General features: G+C 60.5%; 22 protein-coding genes. 8 read left to right on the plus strand and 14 right to left on the minus strand.

The window, feature by feature from the left end:
• The gene (locus JWU58_RS11105; protein WP_071172847.1) at window positions 1-1,236 is read right to left on the minus strand and encodes a 3-methyl-2-oxobutanoate dehydrogenase (2-methylpropanoyl-transferring) subunit alpha; all 1,236 of its coding nucleotides are present in this window, start codon (window positions 1,234-1,236) and stop codon (window positions 1-3) included.
• Between the two features lie 184 nt (window positions 1,237-1,420).
• On the opposite strand from JWU58_RS11105, the gene bkdR reads away from it, so the two are divergent.
• Window positions 1,421-1,909, plus strand: a complete 489-nt coding sequence (bkdR, locus tag JWU58_RS11110; RefSeq protein WP_016775196.1) for a Bkd operon transcriptional regulator BkdR — start codon at window positions 1,421-1,423, stop codon at window positions 1,907-1,909.
• 167 nt (window positions 1,910-2,076) lie between these two features.
• On the opposite strand, the gene JWU58_RS11115 is transcribed toward bkdR, so the two are convergent.
• Complete coding sequence (locus JWU58_RS11115; RefSeq protein ID WP_206421940.1) at window positions 2,077-2,940, minus strand: MBL fold metallo-hydrolase; 864 nt, start codon at window positions 2,938-2,940, stop codon at window positions 2,077-2,079.
• A gap of 92 nt (window positions 2,941-3,032) precedes the next feature.
• Between JWU58_RS11115 and JWU58_RS11120 the strand changes: the two genes are divergently transcribed.
• The 3 genes from JWU58_RS11120 to JWU58_RS11130 all read left to right on the plus strand — a co-directional run bounded on the left by JWU58_RS11120 (window position 3,033) and on the right by JWU58_RS11130 (window position 5,599).
• Window positions 3,033-3,374 (plus strand): ArsR/SmtB family transcription factor, encoded by a 342-nt coding sequence (locus tag JWU58_RS11120; RefSeq protein ID WP_122612189.1) that lies wholly within the window; start codon window positions 3,033-3,035, stop codon window positions 3,372-3,374.
• Window positions 3,375-3,542: 168 nt separating this feature from the next.
• Window positions 3,543-4,787 carry an NAD(P)/FAD-dependent oxidoreductase gene (locus tag JWU58_RS11125; RefSeq protein WP_130899232.1) on the plus strand — a complete coding sequence of 415 codons (1,245 nt, stop codon included), beginning with the start codon at window positions 3,543-3,545 and terminating at the stop codon, window positions 4,785-4,787.
• Window positions 4,788-4,798: 11 nt separating this feature from the next.
• Entirely contained in the window at window positions 4,799-5,599 is an 801-nt protein-coding gene (locus JWU58_RS11130; RefSeq protein WP_016775192.1) for a sulfite exporter TauE/SafE family protein, read from the plus strand.
• Between the two features lie 51 nt (window positions 5,600-5,650).
• On the opposite strand, the gene JWU58_RS11135 is transcribed toward JWU58_RS11130, so the two are convergent.
• The 6 genes from JWU58_RS11135 to JWU58_RS11160 form a co-directional block, all read right to left on the minus strand.
• Window positions 5,651-6,931 (minus strand): TRAP transporter large permease, encoded by a 1,281-nt coding sequence (locus tag JWU58_RS11135; protein ID WP_130888722.1) that lies wholly within the window; start codon window positions 6,929-6,931, stop codon window positions 5,651-5,653.
• The gene (locus tag JWU58_RS11140; protein WP_110600937.1) at window positions 6,931-7,458 is read right to left on the minus strand and encodes a TRAP transporter small permease; all 528 of its coding nucleotides are present in this window, start codon (window positions 7,456-7,458) and stop codon (window positions 6,931-6,933) included. Before JWU58_RS11140 ends, JWU58_RS11135 begins: the two co-directional genes overlap by 1 nt.
• 75 nt (window positions 7,459-7,533) lie before the next feature.
• Complete coding sequence (locus JWU58_RS11145) at window positions 7,534-8,505, minus strand: TRAP transporter substrate-binding protein (RefSeq protein WP_024013342.1); 972 nt, start codon at window positions 8,503-8,505, stop codon at window positions 7,534-7,536.
• Between the two features lie 61 nt (window positions 8,506-8,566).
• Entirely contained in the window at window positions 8,567-9,460 is an 894-nt protein-coding gene (locus JWU58_RS11150; RefSeq protein ID WP_206421941.1) for an SMP-30/gluconolactonase/LRE family protein, read from the minus strand.
• A gap of 44 nt (window positions 9,461-9,504) precedes the next feature.
• Window positions 9,505-10,329: an NAD-dependent epimerase/dehydratase family protein gene (locus tag JWU58_RS11155; protein ID WP_016775186.1), complete on the minus strand. Its 825-nt coding sequence runs from the start codon at window positions 10,327-10,329 to the stop codon at window positions 9,505-9,507.
• 272 nt (window positions 10,330-10,601) lie between these two features.
• Window positions 10,602-11,897 carry an OprD family porin gene (locus tag JWU58_RS11160; protein WP_206421942.1) on the minus strand — a complete coding sequence of 432 codons (1,296 nt, stop codon included), beginning with the start codon at window positions 11,895-11,897 and terminating at the stop codon, window positions 10,602-10,604.
• A gap of 309 nt (window positions 11,898-12,206) precedes the next feature.
• On the opposite strand from JWU58_RS11160, the gene JWU58_RS11165 reads away from it, so the two are divergent.
• Both JWU58_RS11165 and JWU58_RS11170 read left to right on the plus strand, forming a co-directional pair.
• On the plus strand, window positions 12,207-13,862 hold the full coding sequence (locus JWU58_RS11165; RefSeq protein ID WP_071172840.1) for an MFS transporter: 1,656 nt from the start codon (window positions 12,207-12,209) through the stop codon (window positions 13,860-13,862).
• Entirely contained in the window at window positions 13,859-15,001 is a 1,143-nt protein-coding gene (locus tag JWU58_RS11170) for an HlyD family secretion protein (RefSeq protein ID WP_206421944.1), read from the plus strand. The genes JWU58_RS11165 and JWU58_RS11170 overlap by 4 nt, the downstream gene beginning before the upstream one ends.
• 65 nt (window positions 15,002-15,066) lie before the next feature.
• Here the strand turns inward: JWU58_RS11170 and JWU58_RS11175 are convergent, their stop codons facing one another.
• On the minus strand, window positions 15,067-15,261 hold the full coding sequence (locus JWU58_RS11175; protein WP_206421945.1) for a hypothetical protein: 195 nt from the start codon (window positions 15,259-15,261) through the stop codon (window positions 15,067-15,069).
• A gap of 107 nt (window positions 15,262-15,368) precedes the next feature.
• On the opposite strand from JWU58_RS11175, the gene thpR reads away from it, so the two are divergent.
• Window positions 15,369-15,908, plus strand: coding sequence for an RNA 2',3'-cyclic phosphodiesterase (thpR, locus tag JWU58_RS11180; RefSeq protein WP_206421947.1), 540 nt, complete (start codon window positions 15,369-15,371; stop codon window positions 15,906-15,908).
• Between the two features lie 261 nt (window positions 15,909-16,169).
• Here the strand turns inward: thpR and JWU58_RS11185 are convergent, their stop codons facing one another.
• The 5 genes from JWU58_RS11185 to JWU58_RS11205 all read right to left on the minus strand — a co-directional run bounded on the left by JWU58_RS11185 (window position 16,170) and on the right by JWU58_RS11205 (window position 21,516).
• Complete coding sequence (locus tag JWU58_RS11185; RefSeq protein ID WP_024013335.1) at window positions 16,170-17,267, minus strand: polyamine ABC transporter substrate-binding protein; 1,098 nt, start codon at window positions 17,265-17,267, stop codon at window positions 16,170-16,172.
• Window positions 17,268-17,462: 195 nt separating this feature from the next.
• A complete protein-coding gene (locus JWU58_RS11190) occupies window positions 17,463-18,335 on the minus strand; it encodes an ABC transporter permease subunit (RefSeq protein WP_016775182.1) in 873 nt (290 codons plus the stop codon).
• Window positions 18,332-19,246, minus strand: coding sequence for an ABC transporter permease subunit (locus tag JWU58_RS11195; protein ID WP_024013334.1), 915 nt, complete (start codon window positions 19,244-19,246; stop codon window positions 18,332-18,334). The genes JWU58_RS11190 and JWU58_RS11195 overlap by 4 nt, the downstream gene beginning before the upstream one ends.
• Window positions 19,243-20,385, minus strand: coding sequence for a polyamine ABC transporter ATP-binding protein (potA, locus tag JWU58_RS11200; RefSeq protein ID WP_206421948.1), 1,143 nt, complete (start codon window positions 20,383-20,385; stop codon window positions 19,243-19,245). The genes JWU58_RS11195 and potA overlap by 4 nt, the downstream gene beginning before the upstream one ends.
• A gap of 369 nt (window positions 20,386-20,754) precedes the next feature.
• Window positions 20,755-21,516, minus strand: coding sequence for a gamma-glutamyl-gamma-aminobutyrate hydrolase family protein (locus tag JWU58_RS11205; protein ID WP_206421950.1), 762 nt, complete (start codon window positions 21,514-21,516; stop codon window positions 20,755-20,757).
• Between the two features lie 282 nt (window positions 21,517-21,798).
• Here JWU58_RS11205 and JWU58_RS11210 point away from each other — a divergent pair, with 282 nt between their 5' ends.
• The gene (locus JWU58_RS11210) at window positions 21,799-23,175 is read left to right on the plus strand and encodes a glutamine synthetase family protein (RefSeq protein ID WP_007918694.1); all 1,377 of its coding nucleotides are present in this window, start codon (window positions 21,799-21,801) and stop codon (window positions 23,173-23,175) included.
• Window positions 23,176-23,201 lie beyond the last annotated feature (26 nt).

Consider the following 23,201-nt stretch of genomic DNA (forward strand, 5'->3'; position numbering starts at 1 on the left):
TCAGATCCCCAACTGCTGACGCTGGCGCTTCAAGTGCTCCGGCATCTCTTTGTAGACGTCTTCGAACATGGTCGCGGCGCTTGGAATCTGCCCGCCGGCGAGGGTGCCGTACTGTTCGGCCTGTTTCTGCGCGGCAATCACTTCGGCTTCGAGTTCGGCGCTGACGGCAGCGTGTTCTTCTTCCGACCAGTGGCCTACCTTGATCAAGTGCTGTTTCAGACGCGCGATCGGATCGCCGAGGGGGAAGTGGCTCCAGTCATCGGCAGGGCGGTATTTTGATGGGTCGTCGGAGGTCGAGTGCGGGCCGGCGCGGTAGGTGACCCATTCGATCATGGTCGGGCCGAGGTTACGCCGGGCGCGTTCGGCAGCCCAGGCGGAAGCGGCGTAGACCGCGTAGAAGTCGTTGCCGTCCACGCGCAGCGAGGCGATGCCGCAACCGACGCCGCGTCCGGCGAAAGTCGTGGCTTCACCGCCGGCGATGGCCTGGAAGGTGGAAATCGCCCACTGGTTGTTGACCACGTTGAGGATCACCGGCGCCCGATAAACGTGAGCGAAGGTGAGGGCGGTGTGGAAGTCCGATTCGGCGGTGGCGCCGTCACCGATCCACGCCGAGGCGATTTTCGTATCGCCCTTGATCGCCGAGGCCATGCCCCAGCCGACGCCCTGAATGAACTGAGTGGCGAGGTTGCCGGAGATGGTGAAGAAACCGGCGTCTTTGACCGAGTACATGATCGGCAACTGGCGGCCCTTGAGCGGATCGCGCTCGTTGGACAGCAACTGGCAGATCAGGTCGACCAACGGCACATCGCGGGCCATGAGGATGCTTTGCTGGCGGTAGGTCGGGAAGCACATGTCATCGATGTTCAGCGCCAGAGCCTGGGCGCTGCCGATGGCTTCTTCGCCGAGGCTCTGCATGTAGAACGACATCTTTTTCTGCCGCTGGGCAACCACCATGCGGTTGTCGTAGATGCGCGTCTTGAGCATCGCGCGCATGCCTTTGCGCAGGATCTCGACCGGCACGTTTTCGGCCCACGGGCCGAGGGCGTTGCCCTGATCGTCGAGCACGCGGATAAGGCCACGGGCGAGGTCGGCGGTATCGGCAGGTTCTACATCGACAGGAGGTTTGCGCACCGTACCGGCATCGGTCAGATGCAGGTAGGAAAAGTCGGTTTTGCAGCCGGGACGGCCCGAGGGTTCAGGGACGTGCAGGCGCAGCGGTTCATACGCTTGGGTCATGGCTTCTACGCTCGATCTTGTGAATTTCTTGTAGTGAGCTGGCAGTCATTCCGGGATGAGGAAATCTTGTCCTACAACAATCATAGGCGTGGCCAAGAAGAATATTTCTCTGTGTTTCGTTGCGCTGGGGACCATTTGCAGATAGAAATTCTGCATAAACATAAAAAACAGGTGGTTTTGTCTCATGCGCAAACTGGACCGTACCGACATCGGCATTCTCAACAGCCTTCAGGAGAACGCGCGCATCACCAACGCCGACCTCGCTCGCTCGGTGAACCTGTCGCCGACGCCGTGCTTCAACCGGGTCAAGGCCATGGAAGAATTGGGCTTGATTCGCGAGCAGGTCACGCTGCTGGATGCCGATCTGCTGGGGCTGCACGTGAACGTGTTCATTCACGTCAGCCTGGAAAAACAGGTAGAGGAGGCGTTGCAGCATTTCGAGGAAGCGATTTCTGATCGGCCTGAGGTGATGGAGTGCTATCTGATGGCGGGTGATCCGGATTATCTGATTCGCGTGCTGGTGCCGAGCATTCAGTCGCTGGAACGCTTCATGATGGATTTTCTGACCAAGGTGCCGGGGGTGGCGAACATCCGCTCGAGCTTTGCGTTGAAGCAGGTGCGCTACAAGACCGCGTTGCCGTTGCCGGCCAATGGGTTGACGTTGGGCAATTGATACGACTGACCTGCAGACGCCGATCGTTCCCACGCTCCGCGTGGGAATGCCGCCAGGGACGCTCCGCGTTCCGCCTCAAGAAGTGACGCAGAGCGTCACGGGATGCATTCCCACGCGGAGCGTGGGAACGATCAGTTGGCGCTGCTGGAGGCTGCGTTGCCGAACCGTCAGAGTTTGTTGAGCGGAATCTTCAGGTAAACCACACCGTTGTCTTCCGCCGCCGGCAGATTCCCCGCCCGCACGTTCACCTGAATCGCCGGCAGCAGCAACGTCGGCATGCCTAACCCAGCGTCACGTGTCGTGCGCATCTCGACGAACGCCGCTTCATCAATCCCGTCATGCACATGAATATTGCTTTTGCGCTGTTCGCCGACAGTGGTCTGGCACTGTGAGGCGCGGCCCTCGGGCGGGTAATCGTGGCAGACGTAAAGCTTCACGCTGGCGGGAAACGCCAGCAGCTTCTGGATCGACTTGAACAATTGCTGCGCATTGCCGCCAGGGAAATCACAGCGCGCGGTGCCGACATCGGGCATGAACAGCGTGTCACCCACCAGGATCTGCTCGCCGTCGATCAGGTACGCCATGTCCGCTGGCGTATGGCCGGGGACGTGCAGCGCGGTAGCCTTGAGGTTGCCGATCATGAACGACTCGTTCGGCGCGAACAGATGATCGAACTGCGAGCCATCGACGCAAAATTCCGGCTCCAGATTGAACAGCGCCTTGAACACATTCTGCACTTTGCTGATCGATTCACCGATGGCGATCTTACCGCCCAGTTCCCGACGCAGGTACGGCGCGGCGGAGAGGTGATCGGCGTGGGCGTGGGTTTCCAGCAGCCATTGCACTTGCAGCCGGTGCGCACGCACGAAAGCGATGATCTTGTCCGCCTGCGCCGTGCCGGTGCGCCCGGCAGCGCCATCGTAGTCAAGCACCGGGTCGACGATCGCGCACTGGCCGCCGTCGGCTTCATAGACCACGTAGCTGTAGGTCGAGGAGGCGGGGTCGAGGAACGCTTCAATCTGGGCGGACATGGCAGAAACCTGTGCTGAGGAATTTCGAGTTGCAACAGTTTATGTAAAAACATAATGTTCGCAGCTTAAGTGACCTTCAAGGCCTCGTGCAAATGCAATCCAGTCTGACCGAATGTGAAGTCGCCCAACTGCGCGCCTCGGCGTCCAAAGCCTGCGCCTTGCTCAAAGCCCTGGCCAATGAGGATCGTCTGTTGATCCTCTGTCAACTGACCCAGGGCGAACGCAACGTCGGCGAGCTGGAAAAAGTGACCGGCGTACGCCAGCCGACGCTGTCCCAGCAACTGGGCATCTTGCGCGATGAAGGCCTGGTCGCGACCCGCCGCGAAGGCAAATACATTTTCTACGGCCTGGCCAGTCACGAAGTGATTCAGGTGATGAAAACTCTGTCGGGGCTGTATTGCGGAGCGGTACTCAAGAGCTGGGAACAGCCATAAATGCCAGCCCTCACACTTACTTACCCTGTGGGAGCTGGCTTGCCAGCGATGAGGACTTATCAGCCAATATTTATGTGACTGACACACCGCTTTCGCTGGCAAGCCAGCTCCCACAGGTTCTTTGGTTTGACCCGAACAAATCCTTGCGTGCAGCAAAAGGAACAAGCAATGAACGATCAACACTGGGGCCCATCCATCAGTGCGGACATCGTGGTCATCGGCGGTGGCACGGCCGGCATCGGTTTTGTCGCCAGCCTGCTCAAGCGTGACCCGCAGCTCAAAGTCACCGTGATCGAACCGAGTTCACAGCACTACTATCAACCGGCGTGGACGCTGGTCGGCGGTGGTGCGTTTGATGTGAAAGACACCGTCAGGCCGATGAGCAAAGTCATGCCGCGTCAGGCGACGTGGATTCAGGCCAGTGTCAGCGCCATCGACCCGCAAAGCCGCCAACTCACCCTCGACGACCAGCGCACCGTCAGCTATCAGAACCTGATCGTCTGCCCCGGCCTGCGCCTGGCCTGGGAGAAAATCGAAGGCTTGCAGGAAAGCCTCGGCCAGCACGGCGTCACCTCCAACTACAGCTATCAACACGCCCAGTACACCTGGGATCAAGTGCAGAAACTGCGCGACGGCCGGGCGCTGTTCACCCAACCAGCGATGCCGATCAAATGTGCCGGCGCGCCGCAGAAGGCCCTGTATCTGTCTTGCGATTACTGGCGCAAATCCGCCGTGCTGAAAGACATCAATGTCGAATTCAACCTCGCTGGCGCTGCGCTGTTTGGCGTGCCGACCTTTGTGCCGCCGTTGATGAAGTACATCGAACAGTACGACGCGCAACTGGCGTTCAACTCGAATCTGGTCAAGGTCGACGGCCCGGCAAAAACCGCGTGGTTTGACGTCAAGGACGCCGACGGCAATGTCAGCCGGGTCGCGAAAACCTTCGATCTGCTGCACGTCGTGCCGCCACAAGTCGCGCCGGATTTCATCGCACAGAGTCCGCTGGCCGATGCCGGCGGTTGGTGCGAGGTCGATCCGCACAGCCTGCAGCATCTGCGCTATCCCGAGGTGTTCGCACTGGGCGATATCTGCGGCACCAGCAACGCGAAAACCGCCGCAGCGGTGCGCAAGCAGGTTGTCGTCGTTGCGCAGAACCTGCTGGCCGCGCGCAAACAACAGCCGCTGCCGCTCAAGTACGACGGCTACGGCTCGTGCCCGCTGACGGTGGAGAAGGGCAAGGTGATCCTCGCCGAGTTCGGCTATGGCGGCAAACTGCTGCCGACTTTCCCGCTGGACCCGACCGTGGCCCGCCGTTCGGCGTGGTGGCTGAAGGCGACGCTGCTGCCGTGGTTCTACTGGCACGGCATGCTCAAGGGGCGCGAGTGGCTGACGCGTCTGTCCAGGGTCGACTGAGAAAACCCCCTATGTTGCTGGCAAGTCTGTTTGGCGTGGTGATGGGGTTGGTCCTCGGCCTGACCGGCGCAGGCGGCGGGATTCTCGCGGTGCCGGCGCTGGTGCTCGGGCTCGGCTGGACGATGACGCAAGCGGCGCCGGTGGCCTTGTTTGCGGTCGGCAGCGCGGCGGCGGTCGGGGCGATCGATGGTTTGCGCCATGGCCTGGTGCGTTACCGCGCGGCGCTGTTGATCGCGGCACTGGGCGCGGTGTTTTCGCCGCTGGGGATCTACTTCGCACATCAGTTGCCGGAAAAGATTCTGATGATGCTGTTTAGCCTGCTGATGGTCTTGGTCGCTTGGCGAATGTTCAGAAAGGAGCGTCAGCAAGCCGGGCCGAGCGATCACGGCCATGCCAGTTGGGGGCAGAAAAACTGCATGCTCAACGAGCAGACCGGGCGCTTCGACTGGACCGCCAAATGCACCGCCACCCTGGCTGCACTGGGAGCGGTTACTGGCGTGGTTTCGGGTTTACTGGGCGTCGGCGGCGGCTTTCTGATCGTGCCGGCGTTCAAGCAACTGACCGATGTGCAGATGCGCGGCATCGTTGCGACGTCGTTGATGGTGATCAGTCTGATTTCCGCGATCGGGGTGATCGGCGCGTTTCATGCGGGGGTGCGTATCGACAGCCAGGGTGGGGCGTTCATTGTCGCCAGCATCGTTGGCATGCTCATCGGTCGCAGGCTGTGCGCGCAGGTGCCGGCGCGGGCGTTGCAGGTGGGGTTTGCCAGTGTCTGTCTGGTGGTCGCGGGGTACATGTTGTTGCGGGCGTGAAGAGCAAAAGATCGCAGCCTCCTTGCACGAGGCTGCGATCTTCTCAGCGGGTCACAACACCAGGTGCGGCAGCCACAGCGAAATCGCCGGAACGTAGGTCACCAGCAGCAGTACCAGGAACAGCACGCCATAGAACGGCAGCAGCGCTTTCACCGTGCTTTCGATACTGACCTTGCCCACCGCCGAGCCGACGAAGAGCACGGCCCCCACCGGCGGTGTTATCAGTCCGATTCCCAGGTTGACCAGCATGATCATGCCGAACTGCACCGGATCGACACCGATGCCCATGATCACTGGCATCAGGATCGGCGTGAGGATCAGGATCAGCGGCGCCATGTCCATCACCGTGCCAAGCAACAGCAACATCACGTTGATGCACATCAGGATCACGTAGCGGTTGTCCGACAGGGTCAGGAACAGCGTGGTGATCTTCGCCGGGATCTGCATCAGGGTCATGATGTAGCCGAAGCTGGCGGCGAAACCGATCAGGATCATCACGATGGAGATGGTGCGCACCGTGCGGTGCATCAGCTTGGGCAGCTCGCGCCATTTGTAATCGCGATAAATGAACATGGTCACGAAGAATGACCACAGCACCGCGATGGCCGCCGATTCAGTGGCGGTGAAAATACCCGAGAGAATGCCGCCGAGGATGATCACCATCGCCATCATGCCCCACAGGGCTTCGCCGACAATCTTCAGCGCCTGGCGCATCGGAATCACTTCGCCCTTGGGGTAGTTGCGCTTTTTCGCGAAGATCAGGCACAGGACCATCAGGCAGGCGCTCATCAGCAGGCCCGGGACGATGCCGGCCATGAACAGCGAAGCGATCGAAACGGTACCGCCAGCGGCCAGCGAGTAGAGCACCGAGTTGTGGCTTGGCGGAGTCAGCAGGGCTTGCACCGAGCCGCTGACGGTCACAGCGGTGGAGAAGTCGCGCGGATAACCCTTGCGCTCCATCTCGGGAATCAGCACCGAACCCACCGACGCGGTGTCGGCCACTGACGAACCGGAGATCGCACCGAAGAAGGTCGAGGCGACGATGTTGACCAGTGACAGGCCACCACGGACGAAACCTACCAGCACGCCGGCACACGCCACCAACCGCCGGGACATGCCGCCCTCGGCCATGATCGCACCGGCGAGGACGAAGAACGGAATGGCCAGCAGCGAGAATTTGTTCACCCCCGAGGCGACCTGGATCATCACCGCCTGGAAGGGAATGTCGATCCACCAAGCGCCGATCAGCGCAGCGGCGCCCAACGCGTAAGCGACCGGCATGCCGATCAGGATCAATACGATAAAACTGCCCAGCAGGATCAGAGCGTCCATTAAACGGCACCTTCACTTTCTTCAACCAGGTCGAACTGCACGACCCGACGTTTGCTCTGGTCACCGAGCAAGAGTTTTTCCACGACAAAAATCAATGTCAGCAAACCGCCCACGGGGATCGGCAGATAGGTCACGCCAACGCGCAGATCGGGCAGGGCGGCCATGAACTGGTTCCAGGTGGACATGCACAGCTTGGTGCCCCAGATGGTCATGAAGATGCAGATGGCCGCCATCAGCAGTTGCGAAAAAATCGCTGCTGCGGATTTCAGCTGCGGTGGCATGCGGTCGGTGAGCATGGCCACGGCCATGTGCGCACCGGCGCGGTAACTGGCGGCGGCGCCGATGAAGGTGAACACCATCATCAGCAGGATCGCCGTCGGCTCTGGCCAGCTGGAGCCGGTGCCGAGCACGTAGCGGGCGAACACGCCCCAGGGAATCATCAGGGAAATCGCCAGGACGGAAAGGCCGGCGACCCAGATGCACGTCATGTAGATCTTGTCGTTGATACGCAGCAGCAGATTCTTCATCGGGTTCCACCGTAACCGGGCGCGCCTGAACCGCTGGCGCGCCGGGCCTTTTTCATGAGTACGGAGCGGGAGGCGTTACTGAACGGCTTCGATCTTTTTGATCAGATCGGCATAAGGCGCGCCGTATTTCTCGCGAACCGAGGCGGTAGCTTCGTAGAAAGGTTTCTTGTCAACGGTGATGAACTCGACGCCGGCGGCCTTGAGTTTTTCTTCACTGGCAGCGGACTTCTTGTCCCACAGTACGCGCTCTTCAGCCTGGGCAGCCTTGGCGGCTTTTTTCACCAGTTGCTGTTGATCCGGAGTGAGTTTTTCCCATGTGATTTTCGACATCACGATCGGCTCCGGCAGGATCAGGTGACCGGTCAGGCTGTAGAACTTGGCGTTCTGGAAGTGGTTGTGTTCGAGCAGGGTCGGCGGGTTGTTTTCCGCGCCGTCGATCACGCCGGTCTGCAGGGCGCTGAAGATTTCGCCGGTGTCCATGGCGATACCGTTGGCACCCATGGCGTTCATCATGTCGATGAACATCGGGTTGCCTTGCACGCGAATTTTCATGCCCTTGAGGTCTTCGAGCTTGCGCACCGGTTTCTTGGTGTAGATGTTGCGTGTACCGCCGTCCATCCACGCCAGGGCCACCAATTTGAATTCGGAGTTGGTGATCTTGTCGAGAATCTCATCGCCCACCGGGCCATCGATGACGTTACGCATGTGTTGCTGGTCGCGGAAAATGAACGGCATGTTGAACACGTTCACATCCGGCACCACAGGGCCGACGATACCCAGGCTGACGCGAGACATCTGTATCGCGCCGAATTGCATCTGCTCGATGACTTCTTTTTCCGAACCGAGCACGCCGCCCGGGAAGTACTTGAAGGTCAGCTCGCCGTTGGTTTCCTTGGTCAGGGTCTTGCCCATGCTTTCTTCGGCTTCCACGGTGGGATAACCCTTGGGGTGGATGTCGGCGACTTTAAGTTCCAGTGCCTGAGCGGCACCAGCGAAGGTGAACATCAGCGGGAGTGCAGCGGCGAGCAAGGTGCGTTTGAAGTTCATGGGGGGTGAGTCTCCAGTCTTGTTATTTTTGTGTTCAAGGCGCAGCGGTGCAGCAGAGGGTCTAAAGCAAATCGTTGAATTGCGGTTCGGCGAGGCCTTTGACGCCTGGCTTCAGGGCGAACACGCCGCCGGCCAGGGATTGCGGGTCGTGGTCATCGCCGGGGCGAATCGAGGCGACAAACAAGGTGTCCAGGTTGCTGCCGCCGAAAGCGCACATGGTCGGTTTCTTCACCGGTACTTCCAGCGAGAAATCCAGTCGGCCGTCCGGGGCGAAGCGGTGGATCAGGCCGGCGTCGTTGGCGCAGATCCAGTAGCAGCCTTCGGCATCCACGGCGGCGCCATCGGGGCGGCCGGGGAAATGATTCATGTCGACGAAGATTCGGCGATTCGATGGCGTGCCGGTCTCGGTGTCGTAATCGAAGGCCCAGATCAGTTGCACGTTGGGGTGCGAATCCGACAGGTACATGGTCTTGCCGTCAGGGCTGAAAGCGAGGCCGTTGGGCACGATGAAGCCATCCAGCTGCGCTTCGACCACGCCCGTCTGCCCGGCGCCGTAGCGATAGAGCCGGCCTTCAAGCGCGTTCAGGCCCATGTTCAGCACCATGCTGCCGGCCCAGAAACGCCCTTGGCGATCGCAGCGACCGTCGTTGAGGCGCATGTCGGCGCGGCTGTGCTCGACGGTGGCGAGCAATTCGCTGTCGAGGCTGCCGTCGCTGTGCGGGTGCAGGCGAAAGAAGCCGCTTTCCATGCCAGCGACCCAGCCACCACTGCGGTGGCGGGTGATGCAGGCGAGCATTTCCGGGGCCTTCCACGAGGCAACATGGCCAGTGTCAGCGCTCCAGCGTTGCAGTCCGCCGTTGGGGATGTCGACCCAGTACAGGGCGTTTTCCTGCGGCACCCAGACCGGGCTTTCACCGACCGCGTTGCGGGCGTCGACGATCAATTCGGCTTGCATACTCATTCCCTTGGTTTTTATTGGAGGGGGATCAAGTCGAGCGTTCAATCGCCAAACGGGCCTGCTGCGACGAAGGCGCCGCCCTGGTAGATCCGCGCCGGATCATCGTCGGCTGGCATCGGTTGCGCTTCGACCTTGTCGCGGAACACTTCCGAGGTGTCCTTGGCTTCGAAACCGAGGTGGCTGGCGTAGCGGTTGTCCCACCAGACATCTTTGTTGGCGGACATGCCGTAGACCACGGTGTGGCCGACGTTTGGTGTGTACAGCGAGCGTTCGAGCAGTTGCGTGAGATCGTCGAAGCTCAGCCAGGTGTGCATCATCCGGCGGTTCTGCGGTTCGGGGAACGAGGAGCCGATGCGGATGCTGACGGTTTCGATACCGTAGCGATCGAAGTAGAAACTGGCCATGTCTTCGCCGTAGGACTTGGACAAGCCGTAGTAACCATCGGGACGACGCGCTGAAGTGGCGTCGAGCTGTTGGTCCTGTTTGTAGAAACCGATGACGTGGTTGGAGCTGGCGAAGATCACCCGCTTCACACCGTGCTTGCGCGCCGCTTCGTAAATGTGGAACACGCCGCAGATATTGGCGCCGAGGATTTCTTCGAACGGGCGCTCGACCGAGACGCCGCCGAAATGCAGGATCGCATCGACGCCTTCGACCAGTTGATGCACGGCTTGCTTGTCGGCGAGGTCGCAGAGCACGACTTCTTCGTGGTCATCGACGGCCGGGGCGAGGGCGGCGATGTCGGACAGGCGCAGCACATTGGCGTAAGGGCGCAGGCGTTCGCGCAACACTTTGCCCAGGCCGCCGGCGGCACCGGTCAGCAGCAGGCGGTTGAAAGGAGCGCGGGGGGTAGAGGTAGACGTCATGGCAATCCCTGAACACATTGTTATTAGGTTTGTTGTAGGTTGTCGTATGACTGCGCTGAAGTATCGGTAGGGTTTCCGGATCTTGTCAACGCGACTTTTGGTGTAGATGACGGAAGGGGCGATTCATTTTCTCAAGACCCGATACCTGCCTTGCAATGCAATCCCCTTGTGGGAGCGAGCCTGCTCGCGAATGCGGTGTGCCAGTCAGAACAAATCGACTGGTCCGGCGCTTTCGCGAGCAGGCTCGCTCCCACAGGGTAAACCGCCAACCGTTACAACAACGAAATCGGATAGCTGATAAAGATCCGGTTCTCGTCAAATTCGTTGGTGCTGAAGTCCCGGCGAATGGTCGCGTTGCGCCATTTCACGTTGAGGTTCTTCAGCGGGCCGCTCTGCACGGTGTAGGCCAGTTCCGATTCACGGCCCCATTCCTTGCCGTCATTGGTGGTGGCGGTGTGCACGTTATCGCCGCTGATGTAGCGGTTCATCAGGGTCAGGCCAGGCACGCCCAGCGCAACGAAGTTGTAGTCGTGACGCACCTGCCAGGAGCGCTCTTTGGCGTTGTCATAACTGGCGTTGTAACTGTCGTTGGCCAGGGTGCCGCCGCTGGTGCCGTTGACGCGCATCCAGGCATCGTCGCCGGTGAGTTTCTGCAGGCCGACGTAGAAAGTGTTGCCGCCATACTTGGCCGAGAGCAGGGCGAACGCGGTCTTGTTGTCGAGGTCGCCGGCCTGAGCGCTGCCGTCTTCCTTGCCGGTGAAGAAACCGAGGTTGGCGCCCAGCGTCCAGTCGCCCATCGGCTGGCTGTGGCTGAGGTTGAAATACTGCTGCTGGTAGATGTCGGTGAGCTCGGCGTACCACACGCCGACCATGGTGCGCTTTTCGTTGAAGCTGTATTCGCCGCCGCCGAAGTTGAAGCGATCGGAGGTGAACGCACCGCGGCCGTTCATCGACATGTCTTCCATGCTCGCGTCGTTGCGCGGGCTGTTGCCACGGAATTGGCCGCCGTAGACGGTCAGGCCGTTGATCTCGGTGGACGTGATCTGGCCACCGCGAAAGGTCTGCGGCAGGGAGCGGCCGTCGTCGGAGCGGAGGATCGGCAGCACCGGCATCCATTCACCGACTTTCAATTCGGTCTTCGAGACTTTGGCTTTCAGCGCCACGCCGAGGCGGCCGAAGTTGTCGGCCGGGCGCCCGTCATCATGGATCGGCAACAGTTGCGTGCCGCCAGTGCCTTTGCCGCCATCAAGCTTTTGCGAATACAGCCCGAGCACATCGAGGCCGAAGCCGATCGTGCCTTGGGTGAAGCCGGATTTGGCGTCGAGAATGAAGCTCTGCGTCCACTCTTCAGCCTTGCCCTGCGGATAGGCCGGGTTGACGAAGTTGCGGTTGAAGTAGGCGTTGCGCAGGTTCAGCGTGGCTTTGCTGTCGTCGAGGAAGCCTTCGGCATCGGCGCTCATGGGCAGGGCCAGAGCGAGGCTGCTGCAACCGATCAGGCTGAGGGTCGAACGCGGTTTGAAATGGGCAAAACGTGACGGGCGGACGGAATTGCGGGCGAGTGGGCTCACTGTGACGCTCCCTGGATCGTTTGTTGTTTTTATTATTTGTCATACGTCGTCGTACAACATCGATGCGGATATTTCCCAGATTTTCGGGGATTGTCAACTGGAAGTTATACGATGACCTCCCATGCGACGCCGAACCCATGTGGGAGCGAGCCTGCTCGCGAATGCGGACTTTCATTCAATGAAGTTGTCGACTGACACAGCGCTTTCGCGAGCAGGCTCGCTCCCACAGGGTTCCTTGGTGTCTGTCGAGTCGTGTATTGCCCGTCAAATTGCGGCAAACTTCCCTCACCCCCAGCACCAGGCCGATCCATGGATAAATACGCCCCGCGCAACTGGCAACCCCACGAAAAGCCCAGCCTGCCCGGTTCTCCGTCGACACCTCTGCACTCCACGCCCAAGCGCCTGGCGTACGCGGCGGTTGGCGTGCTGGTGGCGGTGACCGGTGGCTTGGGCAACTCGCTGGTGGTTGCCAACCTGCCTTACCTGCAAGGCTCGCTCGGCGCGACCACGGCGGAGATGGCCTGGCTGCCGGCGGCGTATGTGATGACCAACGTGTCGATGAATCTGCTGCTGGTGAAGTTTCGCCAGCAGTTCGGCTTGCGCGCGTTCACCGAAGTGTTCCTTGTGTTGTACGCGCTGGTGACCTTCGGCCATTTGTTCGTCAACGATCTCAACTCGGCAGTGGCGGTGCGAGCGGCGCACGGCATGGTCGGTGCGGCGCTGAGCTCGCTGGGTCTGTATTACATGGTCCAGGCGTTCCCGGCGAAGTGGCGGCTCAAAGCGTTGGTACTCGGCCTCGGCACGTCGCAATTGGCGTTACCGCTGGCGCGGCTGTTTTCCGAAGACCTGTTGCAGATCGCCGAATGGCGCGGTCTGTACCTGTTCGAATTGGGCATGGCCCTGCTGTCACTCGGCTGTGTCTTGCTGCTGAAGTTGCCGCCCGGTGACCGCTTCAAAACCTTTGAAAAACTCGATTTCCTCACCTTCGCCATCCTCGCCACTGGTGTAGCGTTGTTGTGCGCGGTGCTGTCGCTGGGGCGGATCGACTGGTGGCTGGAGGCAGACTGGATCGGCGTGGCGCTGGCCTGTTCGATCGCGCTGATCATCATGGGCCTGGCCATCGAGCACAACCGCAGCAACCCGATGCTGATGACCCGCTGGCTGGGCAGCGGAACGATGATCCGCCTGGCGCTGGCGGTGACCCTGATTCGCATGGTCACCTCGGAGCAATCCACCGGCGCCGTGGGGTTCATGCAGAACCTCAACATGGGCTATGAGCAGTTGCACAGTCTGTACGTGGTGATGCTGATTGGCAGCATCGCCGGGCTTGCCACCAGCGCGTTGACCATCGACCCCAAACATTTGCTGATGCCGTTGATCATTTCCTTGGCGCTGATGGCCACCGGTTCGGTGATGGACAGCTTCTCGAACAACCTGACCCGCCCCGAAAACATGTATTTCAGTCAGTTCCTGCTGGCGTTCGGCAGTACGTTTTTTCTCGGCCCGACCATGGTCTTCGGCACGCGTAACGTGCTGACCAATCCGCGCAACCTGGTGAGTTTTTCCGTGCTGTTCGGGATCTGCAATAACCTCGGCGGACTGCTCGGCGCGGCGTTGCTCGGGACTTTTCAGATCGTGCGGGAGAAGTACCATTCCAGCCACATCGTCGATCATCTGGTGATGTCCGACCCGTTGGTGGCCGCGCGGGTGCAGAGCGGCGGCTCGGCCTTCGGCGGTTTGCTGGCGGATCCGAGCCTGCGCAATCTGGCCGGCATTCGCAGCCTCGCCAATGCGGCGACACGCGAAGCGAACGTGCTGGCCTATAACGATGTCTTCATGCTGATCGCGGTCATTGCCGTTCTGACGATGATCTGGCTTTCGATTCGCGCGTTGTGGCTGATGAGCACCACCAAAGCCATTGAGCCGACACCTTCCGTACCACCCAGCGGTGCCACTTCTTCATGACCGAACCGACCACCACAACCACCAACGCCATCGCCGCCACGCCTGAAGGGGAGGCGCCGCCATCGTCACCGAATACCGCGCCGCGTTCGCTGCGGGTGCGGATCATTTCTTCGCTGAGCTTTGCCGCAATCGCCATCGTCGGCGTGTTGATCGTGCTGTATGCGTGGCAACTGCCGCCGTTCAGCAGTGCGGTCGAAACCACCGAAAACGCCTTGATTCGCGGGCAGGTGACGATCATCGGGCCGCAGCTCAGCGGCTATGTGTTCGAGGTGCCGGTCCAGGACTTCCAGTACGTCAAGGCCGGGGATCTGCTGGTGCGTCTGGACGACCGCATTTATCAGCAACGCCTCGACCAGTCCTTGGCACAACTGGCAGTACAGAAGGCCGGACTGGCCAACGTCGTGCAGCAGCGCAACAGCGCCGAAGCGACGATCAAATTGCGTCAGGCGGTGCTTGCCGACAGCCAGGCGCAGTTGCGCAAGAGCGAGGCGGATCTGCGGCGTAATCAGGAGCTGGTGCGCGACGGCTCGGTGTCCAAGCGCGAATTTGACGTGACCCTCGCTGCCAACGCGCAAAGCACGGCTTCTGTGGCGCAGGCCAAGGCCAATCTGGAAATCGCCCGGCAGGATCTGCAAACGGTGATCGTCAATCGCGGCTCGCTGGAGGCCGCCGTGGCCAGTGCCGAAGCGGCGGTGCAACTGGCGCGGATCGATCTGTCGAACACGCGAATTGTCGCCCCGCGCGACGGTCAGCTCGGGCAGATCGGCGTGCGCCTCGGCGCCTACGTCAACTCCGGCGCGCAGTTGATGGCGTTGGTCCCGGACCAGAAGTGGGTGATCGCCAACATGAAGGAAACCCAGATGGCCAACGTGCGGGTCGGGCAACCGGTACGCTTTACCGTCGACGCCTTGAACCACCGCAGATTCACCGGCCACGTGCAGCATATTTCGCCGGGCACCGGCTCGGAATTTGCCTTGCTGCAGGCCGACAACGCCACCGGCAACTTCGTCAAGATCGCCCAGCGCGTGCCGGTGCGCATCACCATCGATCCCGACCAGCAGGAAGAAGAACGCTTGCGGCCGGGGATGTCAGTGGTTGTCAGCATCGACACCGCCGCCGGCGACACCCAACCCCACTGATCAATGCATGACCCTGTGGGAGCGAGCCTGCTCGCTCCCACAGGATTAGTGCTCACGGGCTCTATTCATTCGGCCGCGGGGGTGACCCGGCAACTTTTGCGGTTGCGGATCTGCTCGTCGCTGGGTCTCTCGCGAACGAATTCGAAGCGCGGTTCGCCTTCGCTGTAATGCACCAGCCAGCCCCATTCCAGTTCGCTTTCGTCCTGTCCGGGATGCGGTGGCCGGGCCCACCAGGGTTCTTTGCTGAGGATCTCGCGCATGGCAGCCTCCGGTTGATGGCAATCCTTGAACTATAGCTTCCTGTCGCGAGTCGTCAGAACAGGCTGTGTAGAATCGGCGCGATCATGACGATATGGAGGGCGGGGCGATGATGGATGAAGTGCGCAGGGATGAACCGTCGAAACGGCTGTTTTTCGCTTTGGACTGCCCGCCGGCGCAGCGCAAGGCAATCGCCCAGTGGCGCGCGGAACTGGGCCTGCGCAGCGGCAAACCGGTGCCGACGGATAACTTTCATCTGACCCTGCTGTTTCTCGGTGCGGTGCCGCTGGCGCAAATCCATGGCGTCTGCGAAGCCGCCGGCGGCGTACGTGTTCCTGGCGAGGCGTTGCGGGTTGCGCTGGATCGCTTGCAGGTCTGGCATCGCCCCGGTGTGTTGTCCCTTGCACCCGAGCAGGCGCCGCCGGCGTTGTTGCGCCTGGTCTATGCGTTGGAGCAGGCGATGCTGCCGTTCGGTTTTGACGAGCCCACCCACGAGTTCCGCCCGCACCTGACACTGGCCCGCGAATACCGCGCGCCGGAGCCGGAAGCGCGCACGCCGCCGGAGTTCGTTCTGCGTGCCGAACGCTTAGCTCTGTTCGAATCGCACAAGGGGCGGTATCGGGTTGTGCAGGACTGGCCGCTGATCTGAACGAACAAAAAAAGGCGCCCGAAGGCGCCTGCAAATTCACCCGAGCCGAGGGAGCCGGGTGAGGCCGTTCAGAGCAGGGTGCAGCGGTGGTAAGGCGCTGCGTGAACGGAAAATTTTCAGCACTGCATCTGATCGTTCCCACGCTCTGCGTGGGAATGCAGCCCGGGACGCTCCGCGTCCCAAAGCGGACGCAGAGCGTCCATTGAGGCATTCCTACGCGGAGCGTAGGAACGATCAGTCGATCAGCGTTGCCCGACGGGCTTATTTACCGAGCTTCACCCGCGTCCAGCCGCGCGTCATGATCCGCTGCGTGGCAATCGGCTGATCCGGCACTGCATACAACGTCGCCATCACCGCTTGCGAAGGATACGAGCCCGGTTCGTTGCGGATCGCTTCGTCCACCAGTGGCGTGGCCGCTGCGTTGGCGTTGCTGTAGCCGATGCTGTTGGTGACTTCGGCGATGATGTCCGGGCGCATCAGGAAGTCCATGAACAGGTAGGCATTGTCGACGTTCGCCGCATCACGGGGGATGGCGACCATGTCGTAGAAACTGCCGGCGCCTTCCTTGGGAATGCTGTAGTCGATCACCACGTTGTTGCCCGATTCCACCGCGCGAGCCTTGGCCTGCAGGACGTCGCCGGAGTAACCGACCGCCACGCAGATGTTGCCGTTGGCCAGATCGGAGATGTACTTCGAGGAGTGGAAGTACGCCACGTAAGGACGGATTTTCATGAACAGCGCTTCGGCTTCGGCGATGTGCGCCTTGTCCTTGTCGTTCACCGGATAGCCCAGGTAGTGCAGGGCGGCCGGGAGCATTTCGGTCGGCGAATCGAGGAAGCTGATGCCGCAGGCTTTGAGCTTTTCCGCGTTCTCCGGTTTGAACAGTAAGTCCCAGGAGTTGGTCGGGGCGTTGGCGCCGAGCACTTCCTTGACCTTCGCCGGATTGAAACCGATGCCGATCGAGCCCCACATGTACGGGAACGCATGCGCGTTGTCCGGATCACTGGCGGAAGCGTTTTTCAACAGTACCGGGTTGAGATTCTTCCAGTTCGGCAGCTTCGATTTGTCCAGCGGTTGATAGACGCCGGCCTTGATCTGTTTGGCCAGGAAACTGTTCGACGGCACGACGATGTCATAGCCGGATTTGCCCGCGAGCAAACGCGCCTCAAGGGTTTCGTTGCTGTCGAAGACGTCATAGGTCACGCGAATGCCGGTCTCGTCTTCGAACTTTTTCACGGTGTCCGGCGCGATGTAATCGGACCAGTTGTAAACACGCAGCACCTTGTCGTTGGCCTGGGCGCCCATGACCATTGCGCCCATTAAGGACAGTGTCAGCAGAGTCCTGCCAAACATTTTCATCGGTACAACTCCCTTCTTCTTATTCAACAAAACAAAAGCTCGGTGCACTTGAACCTTGTGGCGAGGGGATTTATCCCCGCTAGGCTGCGAAGCAGTCGCAAAACCTGAATACGGAGTCTTCAGGTAGAACTTCAGGGGCCGCTTCGCAGCCCAACGAGGATAAATCCCCTCGCCACAGTTGTTCATCGGTGTTGCTCAGGCAGTCGCCGCTGCCGGCTGTTGCCACGACTCGTTTGCGGTCTGATCCATCGCTTCCTGAATCGCCCGTTTGCGGTTCGCTTCTGCCTTGCGGCCGAAATACCAGACCAGGAAAGTCACCAGCGACACTGCCAGCAGAATCAGGCTGGCCACGGCGTTGATCTCGGGCTTCACGCCCAGGCGCACCGCCGAGAACACTTCCATCGGCAGCGTCGTCGAGCCCGGCCCGGAGACAAAACTCGCCAGCACCAGATCATCCAGCGACAAGGCAAACGACATCATCCCGCCGGCGGCCAGCGACGGCGCGATCATTGGAATGGTGATGAGGAAAAACACTTTGAATGGTTTGGCGCCGAGGTCCATCGCCGCTTCTTCGATCGACAGATCCAGCTCGCGAAGGCGCGCGGAGACTACCACCGCCACATAAGCGGCACAAAAGGTGGTGTGGGCGATCCAGATGGTGACGATGCCGCGCTCCTGCGGCCAGCCGATCAGTTGCGCCATCGCCACGAACAGCAGCAACAGCGACAGACCGGTGATCACTTCCGGCATCACCAACGGCGCGGTCACCAGGCCACCAAACAGCGTGCGACCCTTGAAGCGCGTCACCCGCGTCAGGACGAAGGCGGCGAGGGTGCCCAGTGCCACAGCGGCAATCGCGGTGTAGCAGGCGATCTCCAGCGAGCGCAGCACCGAGCCCATCAGTTGCGTGTTGTCGAGCAGGCCGACATACCACTTGATCGACCAGCCACCCCACACCGTCACCAGTTTCGAGGCGTTGAACGAGTAGATCACCAGAATCAGCATCGGCAGATAAATGAACATCAAGCCGAAGATCAGCATGAACTTGGAAAAATTGAAGCGTTTCATCCCCGTGCCTCCATCTCTTTGGCCTGGCTGCGGTTGAACAGCAGAATCGGCACAATCAGGATCAACAGCATTACCACCGCCAGCGCAGAAGCCACCGGCCAGTCGCGGTTATTGAAGAACTCCTGCCACAGCACGCGACCGATCATCAGCGTCTCCGGGCCACCCAGCAGTTCCGGAATCACGAACTCGCCGACTACCGGAATGAACACCAGCATGCAACCGGCGATGATGCCGTTCTTGGCCAGCGGCACGGTGATCTTCCAGAAGTTGTTGAAGTTGCTCGAACCCAGATCCTGCGCGGCTTCCAGCAGGCTGTTGTCGTGCTTGACCAGGTTGGCGTAGAGCGGCAGCACCATGAACGGCAGATAGGCATAGACCACGCCGATGTACACCGCAGTGTTGGTGTTGAGGATCTCGATCGGGTGATCGGTGAGCCCGGTCCACATCAGGAACCCGTTGAGCAGACCGTTGTTGCTGAGGATGCCCATCCACGCATACACGCGGATCAGGATCGCCGTCCAGGTCGGCATCATGATCAACAGCAGCAGGACGTTTTGCGTTTCCTTGCCGGTCTTGGTGATCGCGTAAGCCATCGGGAAACCGATCACCAGGCACATCAGCGTGCTCAGTGCCGCGACTTTCAGCGAGCCGAGATACGCCGACAGGTACAGTTCGTCTTCGCCGAGCAGGGTGTAGTTGCCGATGTTCAGCAGCAGCTGGAATTTCTGTTCGGCGAAGGTGTAGATCTCCGAGTACGGCGGGATCGACAGCGCGGCTTCCGAGAAGCTGATCTTCATCACCAGGAAGAACGGCAGCATGAAGAACAGGAACAGCCAGATGAACGGAATGCCGATCACCAGTTTTCGTCCGCTGGGCACCAGGCGCAAGAATTGCTGATTGAAAGTTCTCATGAGCGCAGCACCACGCCGCTGTCGTCTTCCCACCAGACGTAGACCTTGTCGTCCCAGGTCGGCCGCGCGCCACGGCGTTCGGCGTTGGCCATGAACGACTGGACGATCTTGCCGCCGGGCAGCTCGACGTAGAATACCGAGTGGCCGCCGAGGTAGGCGATGTCGTGGACCTTGCCTTCGGACCAGTTGTAGCGGAACTCCGGTCGGGTAGTGCTGACGAGCATTTTTTCCGGGCGGATGGCGTAGGTGATCGACTTGTCCTGTACCGACGTGCTGACGCCGTGACCGACATAGATCTTCTGCTGCAAGTCGGGGCTGTGAATGATCGCGTGGCCTTCCAGATCTTCCACCACAGTGCCGTCGAAAGCGTTCACGTTGCCGATGAATTCGCAGACCATGCGGCTGACCGGCGCTTCATAAATGTCCACCGGGCTGCCGATCTGCGCGATCCAGCCCAGGTGCATGATCGCGATGCGCTGGGCCATGGTCATGGCTTCTTCCTGGTCGTGGGTCACCATCACGCAAGTCACGCCGACGCGCTCGATGATTTCCACCAGCTCAAGCTGCATCTGCGAACGCAGCTTTTTATCCAGCGCACCCATCGGCTCGTCGAGCAGCAACAGCTTCGGCCGTTTGGCCAACGAGCGGGCGAGCGCCACGCGCTGACGCTGGCCGCCGGACAACTGGTGCGGGCGGCGCTTGGCGTATTGGGTCATGTGCACCAGACGCAGCATCTCTTCGACGCGGGCATCGATTTCGCTGGCCGGCAAACGGTCCTGTTTGAGGCCGAAGGCGATGTTCTGTGCCACGGTCATGTGCGGGAACAGCGCGTAGGACTGGAACATCATGTTGATCGGCCGCTCGTACGGCGGCATGTCGGTGATGTCCACGCCATCGAGCAGAATCCGCCCCTCGGTCGGCCGCTCGAAACCGGCGAGCATGCGCAGCAGAGTCGATTTGCCCGAACCGGAACCGCCCAGCAGCGCGAAAATCTCGCCCTGATGGATCTCCAGGGACACATCGTCCACGGCCACGGTTTCGTCGAACTTCTTGGTGACACGATCAACTTTCACCAGCACCTTTTTCGGTTGCTGCTGACCCTCGAGTGCCTTGCGGTAAGTGCTGGAGGCGTTTGCCATGTGAAACTCCCAACAGGTGTCGTGTGCCTGGCCAATGTGGCCGGGCTTAAGTGGATTGCGGAACGGTCCGGAATGCCTGTCAGCTGGCGCAGAACCTGTGGGAGCGAGCCTGCTCGCGAATACGGAGTGTCAGTCGACATCATCGTTTGCTGATACACCGCTTTCGCGAGCAGGCTCGCTCCCACAGGGGATATGCGTTGACCTGAGTGGCCTTTGTCCGTACCGATCCGGCTTGTTCGGCGCCGCCGTCCTGGCTGCCTGGGTCGTACTTGTTGTTATCACGGGTGTTGCAGTTCACGACGGGCGGATGTGCAAACGCACACCCGCCAGCCGTGGGGGCAGTAAATCGTTATCTGGTCTGGGATTGCGTCAGCGCTGACTGCGCTTCGCCGCCCGTTGCCGGCACGCTGCGCCGAACGCCTGGAAAATCCTCAGGTAGTTCGGGTTGTCCAGCACCTGCCATTCCGGATGCCATTGCACGCCGAGGGCGAAGGTCGGGCTGTGCTCGACCGAGATCGCCTCGATCAAACCGTCCGGTGCCACGGCTTCAGCACGCAGGCCGGGGGCGAGGCGGTCGATGCCTTGGCTGTGAATCGAATTGACCTGAAATTCGTCGGCCAACTCCAGCGCTTCGAACACACCGCCAGCGATCACGCTGACCGCATGGGCTGGTGCGTATTGCACGGCCACATCCGGGCTGTCGGCTTCACGGTGATCGAGCATGCCGGGCAGCTCGTGCACCTTTTGATGCAGGCTGCCGCCAAACGCCACATTCATTTCCTGGAAGCCACGGCAGATGCCGAGCACCGGAACGCCCGCCGCGATGGCTGCACGCAATAAAGGAAGGGTGGTGGCGTCGCGTGCCGGATCGTGATCCGTGCCGGGGGCACTGGCCGGGCCTTGATAGTGGAAGGGCTCCACGTTCGAGGGAGAGCCGGTGAGCAACAGACCGTCGAGCTGACCGAGCAGGTCATCGATTTCAGTCAGATTGCCGAGGGAAGGAATGACCACTGGCAACCCTTGGGCGCCAACGCTGACAGCACGTACGTACTTGTCGCCGCTGATGTGATAGGGGTGCAGGCCAATCTGTTTGACGCACGCAGTAACGCCGATCAATGGCTTGAATGCCATTTTTATTCACCTCGAAGTCTGTCACTTGAACGAGCTTTTCCGGAGCTTAGCCTCGTTGATTTTAATTAACAACTGCCATGTAAAAAATTCTAAACGCCGTTCATCAAATCACTCAGGTTTGCCGGGGTTTGCCGGCGGATATGGCACGAGAGTGTTAAGAAAAGCCCGAAAAATAAAGGCTGCAGGGCGGGGTGTTCGCTATTGACTTCACTTTGCCTTTCGGATTGACTGGCTGCGCAACACAGTGGTGAACATAATAATTAACAGCTAAATAGGTGCATCATGTCGGTCCCTCTGCGTACCGTTCAACTCAACGAAGCCAACGCATTCCTTAAGAAATATCCTGAGGTTTTGTACGTCGACCTTCTGATTGCGGATATGAACGGTGTGGTGCGCGGCAAGCGTATCGAACGCACCAGTCTTCATAAGGTGTACGAAAAAGGCATCAACCTGCCGGCGTCGTTGTTCGCGCTGGACATCAACGGCTCGACGGTGGAAAGCACCGGCCTGGGCCTGGATATTGGCGATGCTGATCGCATCTGCTACCCGATCCCCGGCACCCTGAGCATCGAGCCGTGGCAAAAACGCCCGACCGCTCAACTGCTGATGACCATGCACGAGATCGAAGGCCAGCCGTTCTTCGCCGACCCGCGTGAAGTGCTGGCCAACGTTGTGCGCAAATTCGACGACCTTGGCCTGACCATCTGCGCGGCGTTCGAACTCGAGTTCTACCTGATCGACCAGGACAACGTGAATGGCCGTCCGCAATCGCCACGTTCACCGGTATCCGGCAAGCGTCCGGTGTCGACCCAGGTCTACCTGATCGACGATCTCGACGAATACGTCGATTGCCTGCAAGACATCCTCGAAGGCGCGAAAGAGCAGGGCATTCCCGCTGACGCCATCGTCAAGGAAAGCGCCCCGGCGCAGTTCGAAGTCAACCTGCATCACGTCTCCGACCCGATCAAGGCCTGCGATTACGCGGTTCTGCTCAAGCGTCTGGTGAAGAACATCGCCTACGACCACGAGATGGACACGACTTTCATGGCCAAGCCGTATCCGGGCCAGGCCGGCAACGGTCTGCACGTGCACATTTCGATTCTCGACAAAGAAGGCAACAACATCTTCGCCAGCGAGGATCCCGAGCAGAACGCCGCACTGCGTCACGCGATCGGCGGTGTGCTCGAGACCCTGCCGGCGCAAATGGCGTTTCTCTGCCCGAACGTCAACTCGTACCGCCGCTTCGGCGCGCAGTTCTACGTACCGAACTCGCCGAGCTGGGGCATCGACAACCGCACCGTGGCCGTGCGCGTGCCGACCGGTTCAGCGGATGCCGTACGCATCGAACACCGCGTCGCCGGTGCCGATGCCAACCCGTACCTGCTGATGGCGTCGGTGCTGGCCGGTATTCACCACGGCCTGACCAACCAGATCGAACCGGGCGCCCCGGTCGAGGGCAACAGCTACGAGCAGAACGAGCAGAGCCTGCCGAACAACCTGCGCGACGCTCTACGCGAGCTCGACGACAGCGAAGTCATGGCCCGCTACATCGACCCGATGTACATCGACGTGTTCGTCGCCTGCAAGGAAAGCGAGCTGGCCGAGTTCGAGAACTCGATTTCTGACCTTGAGTACAACTGGTATCTGCATACGGTCTGAAGATCAAAAGCCCCTCACCCTAACCC

Source organism: Pseudomonas atacamensis, assembly GCF_017167965.1.
Lineage (GTDB): Bacteria > Pseudomonadota > Gammaproteobacteria > Pseudomonadales > Pseudomonadaceae > Aquipseudomonas > Aquipseudomonas atacamensis.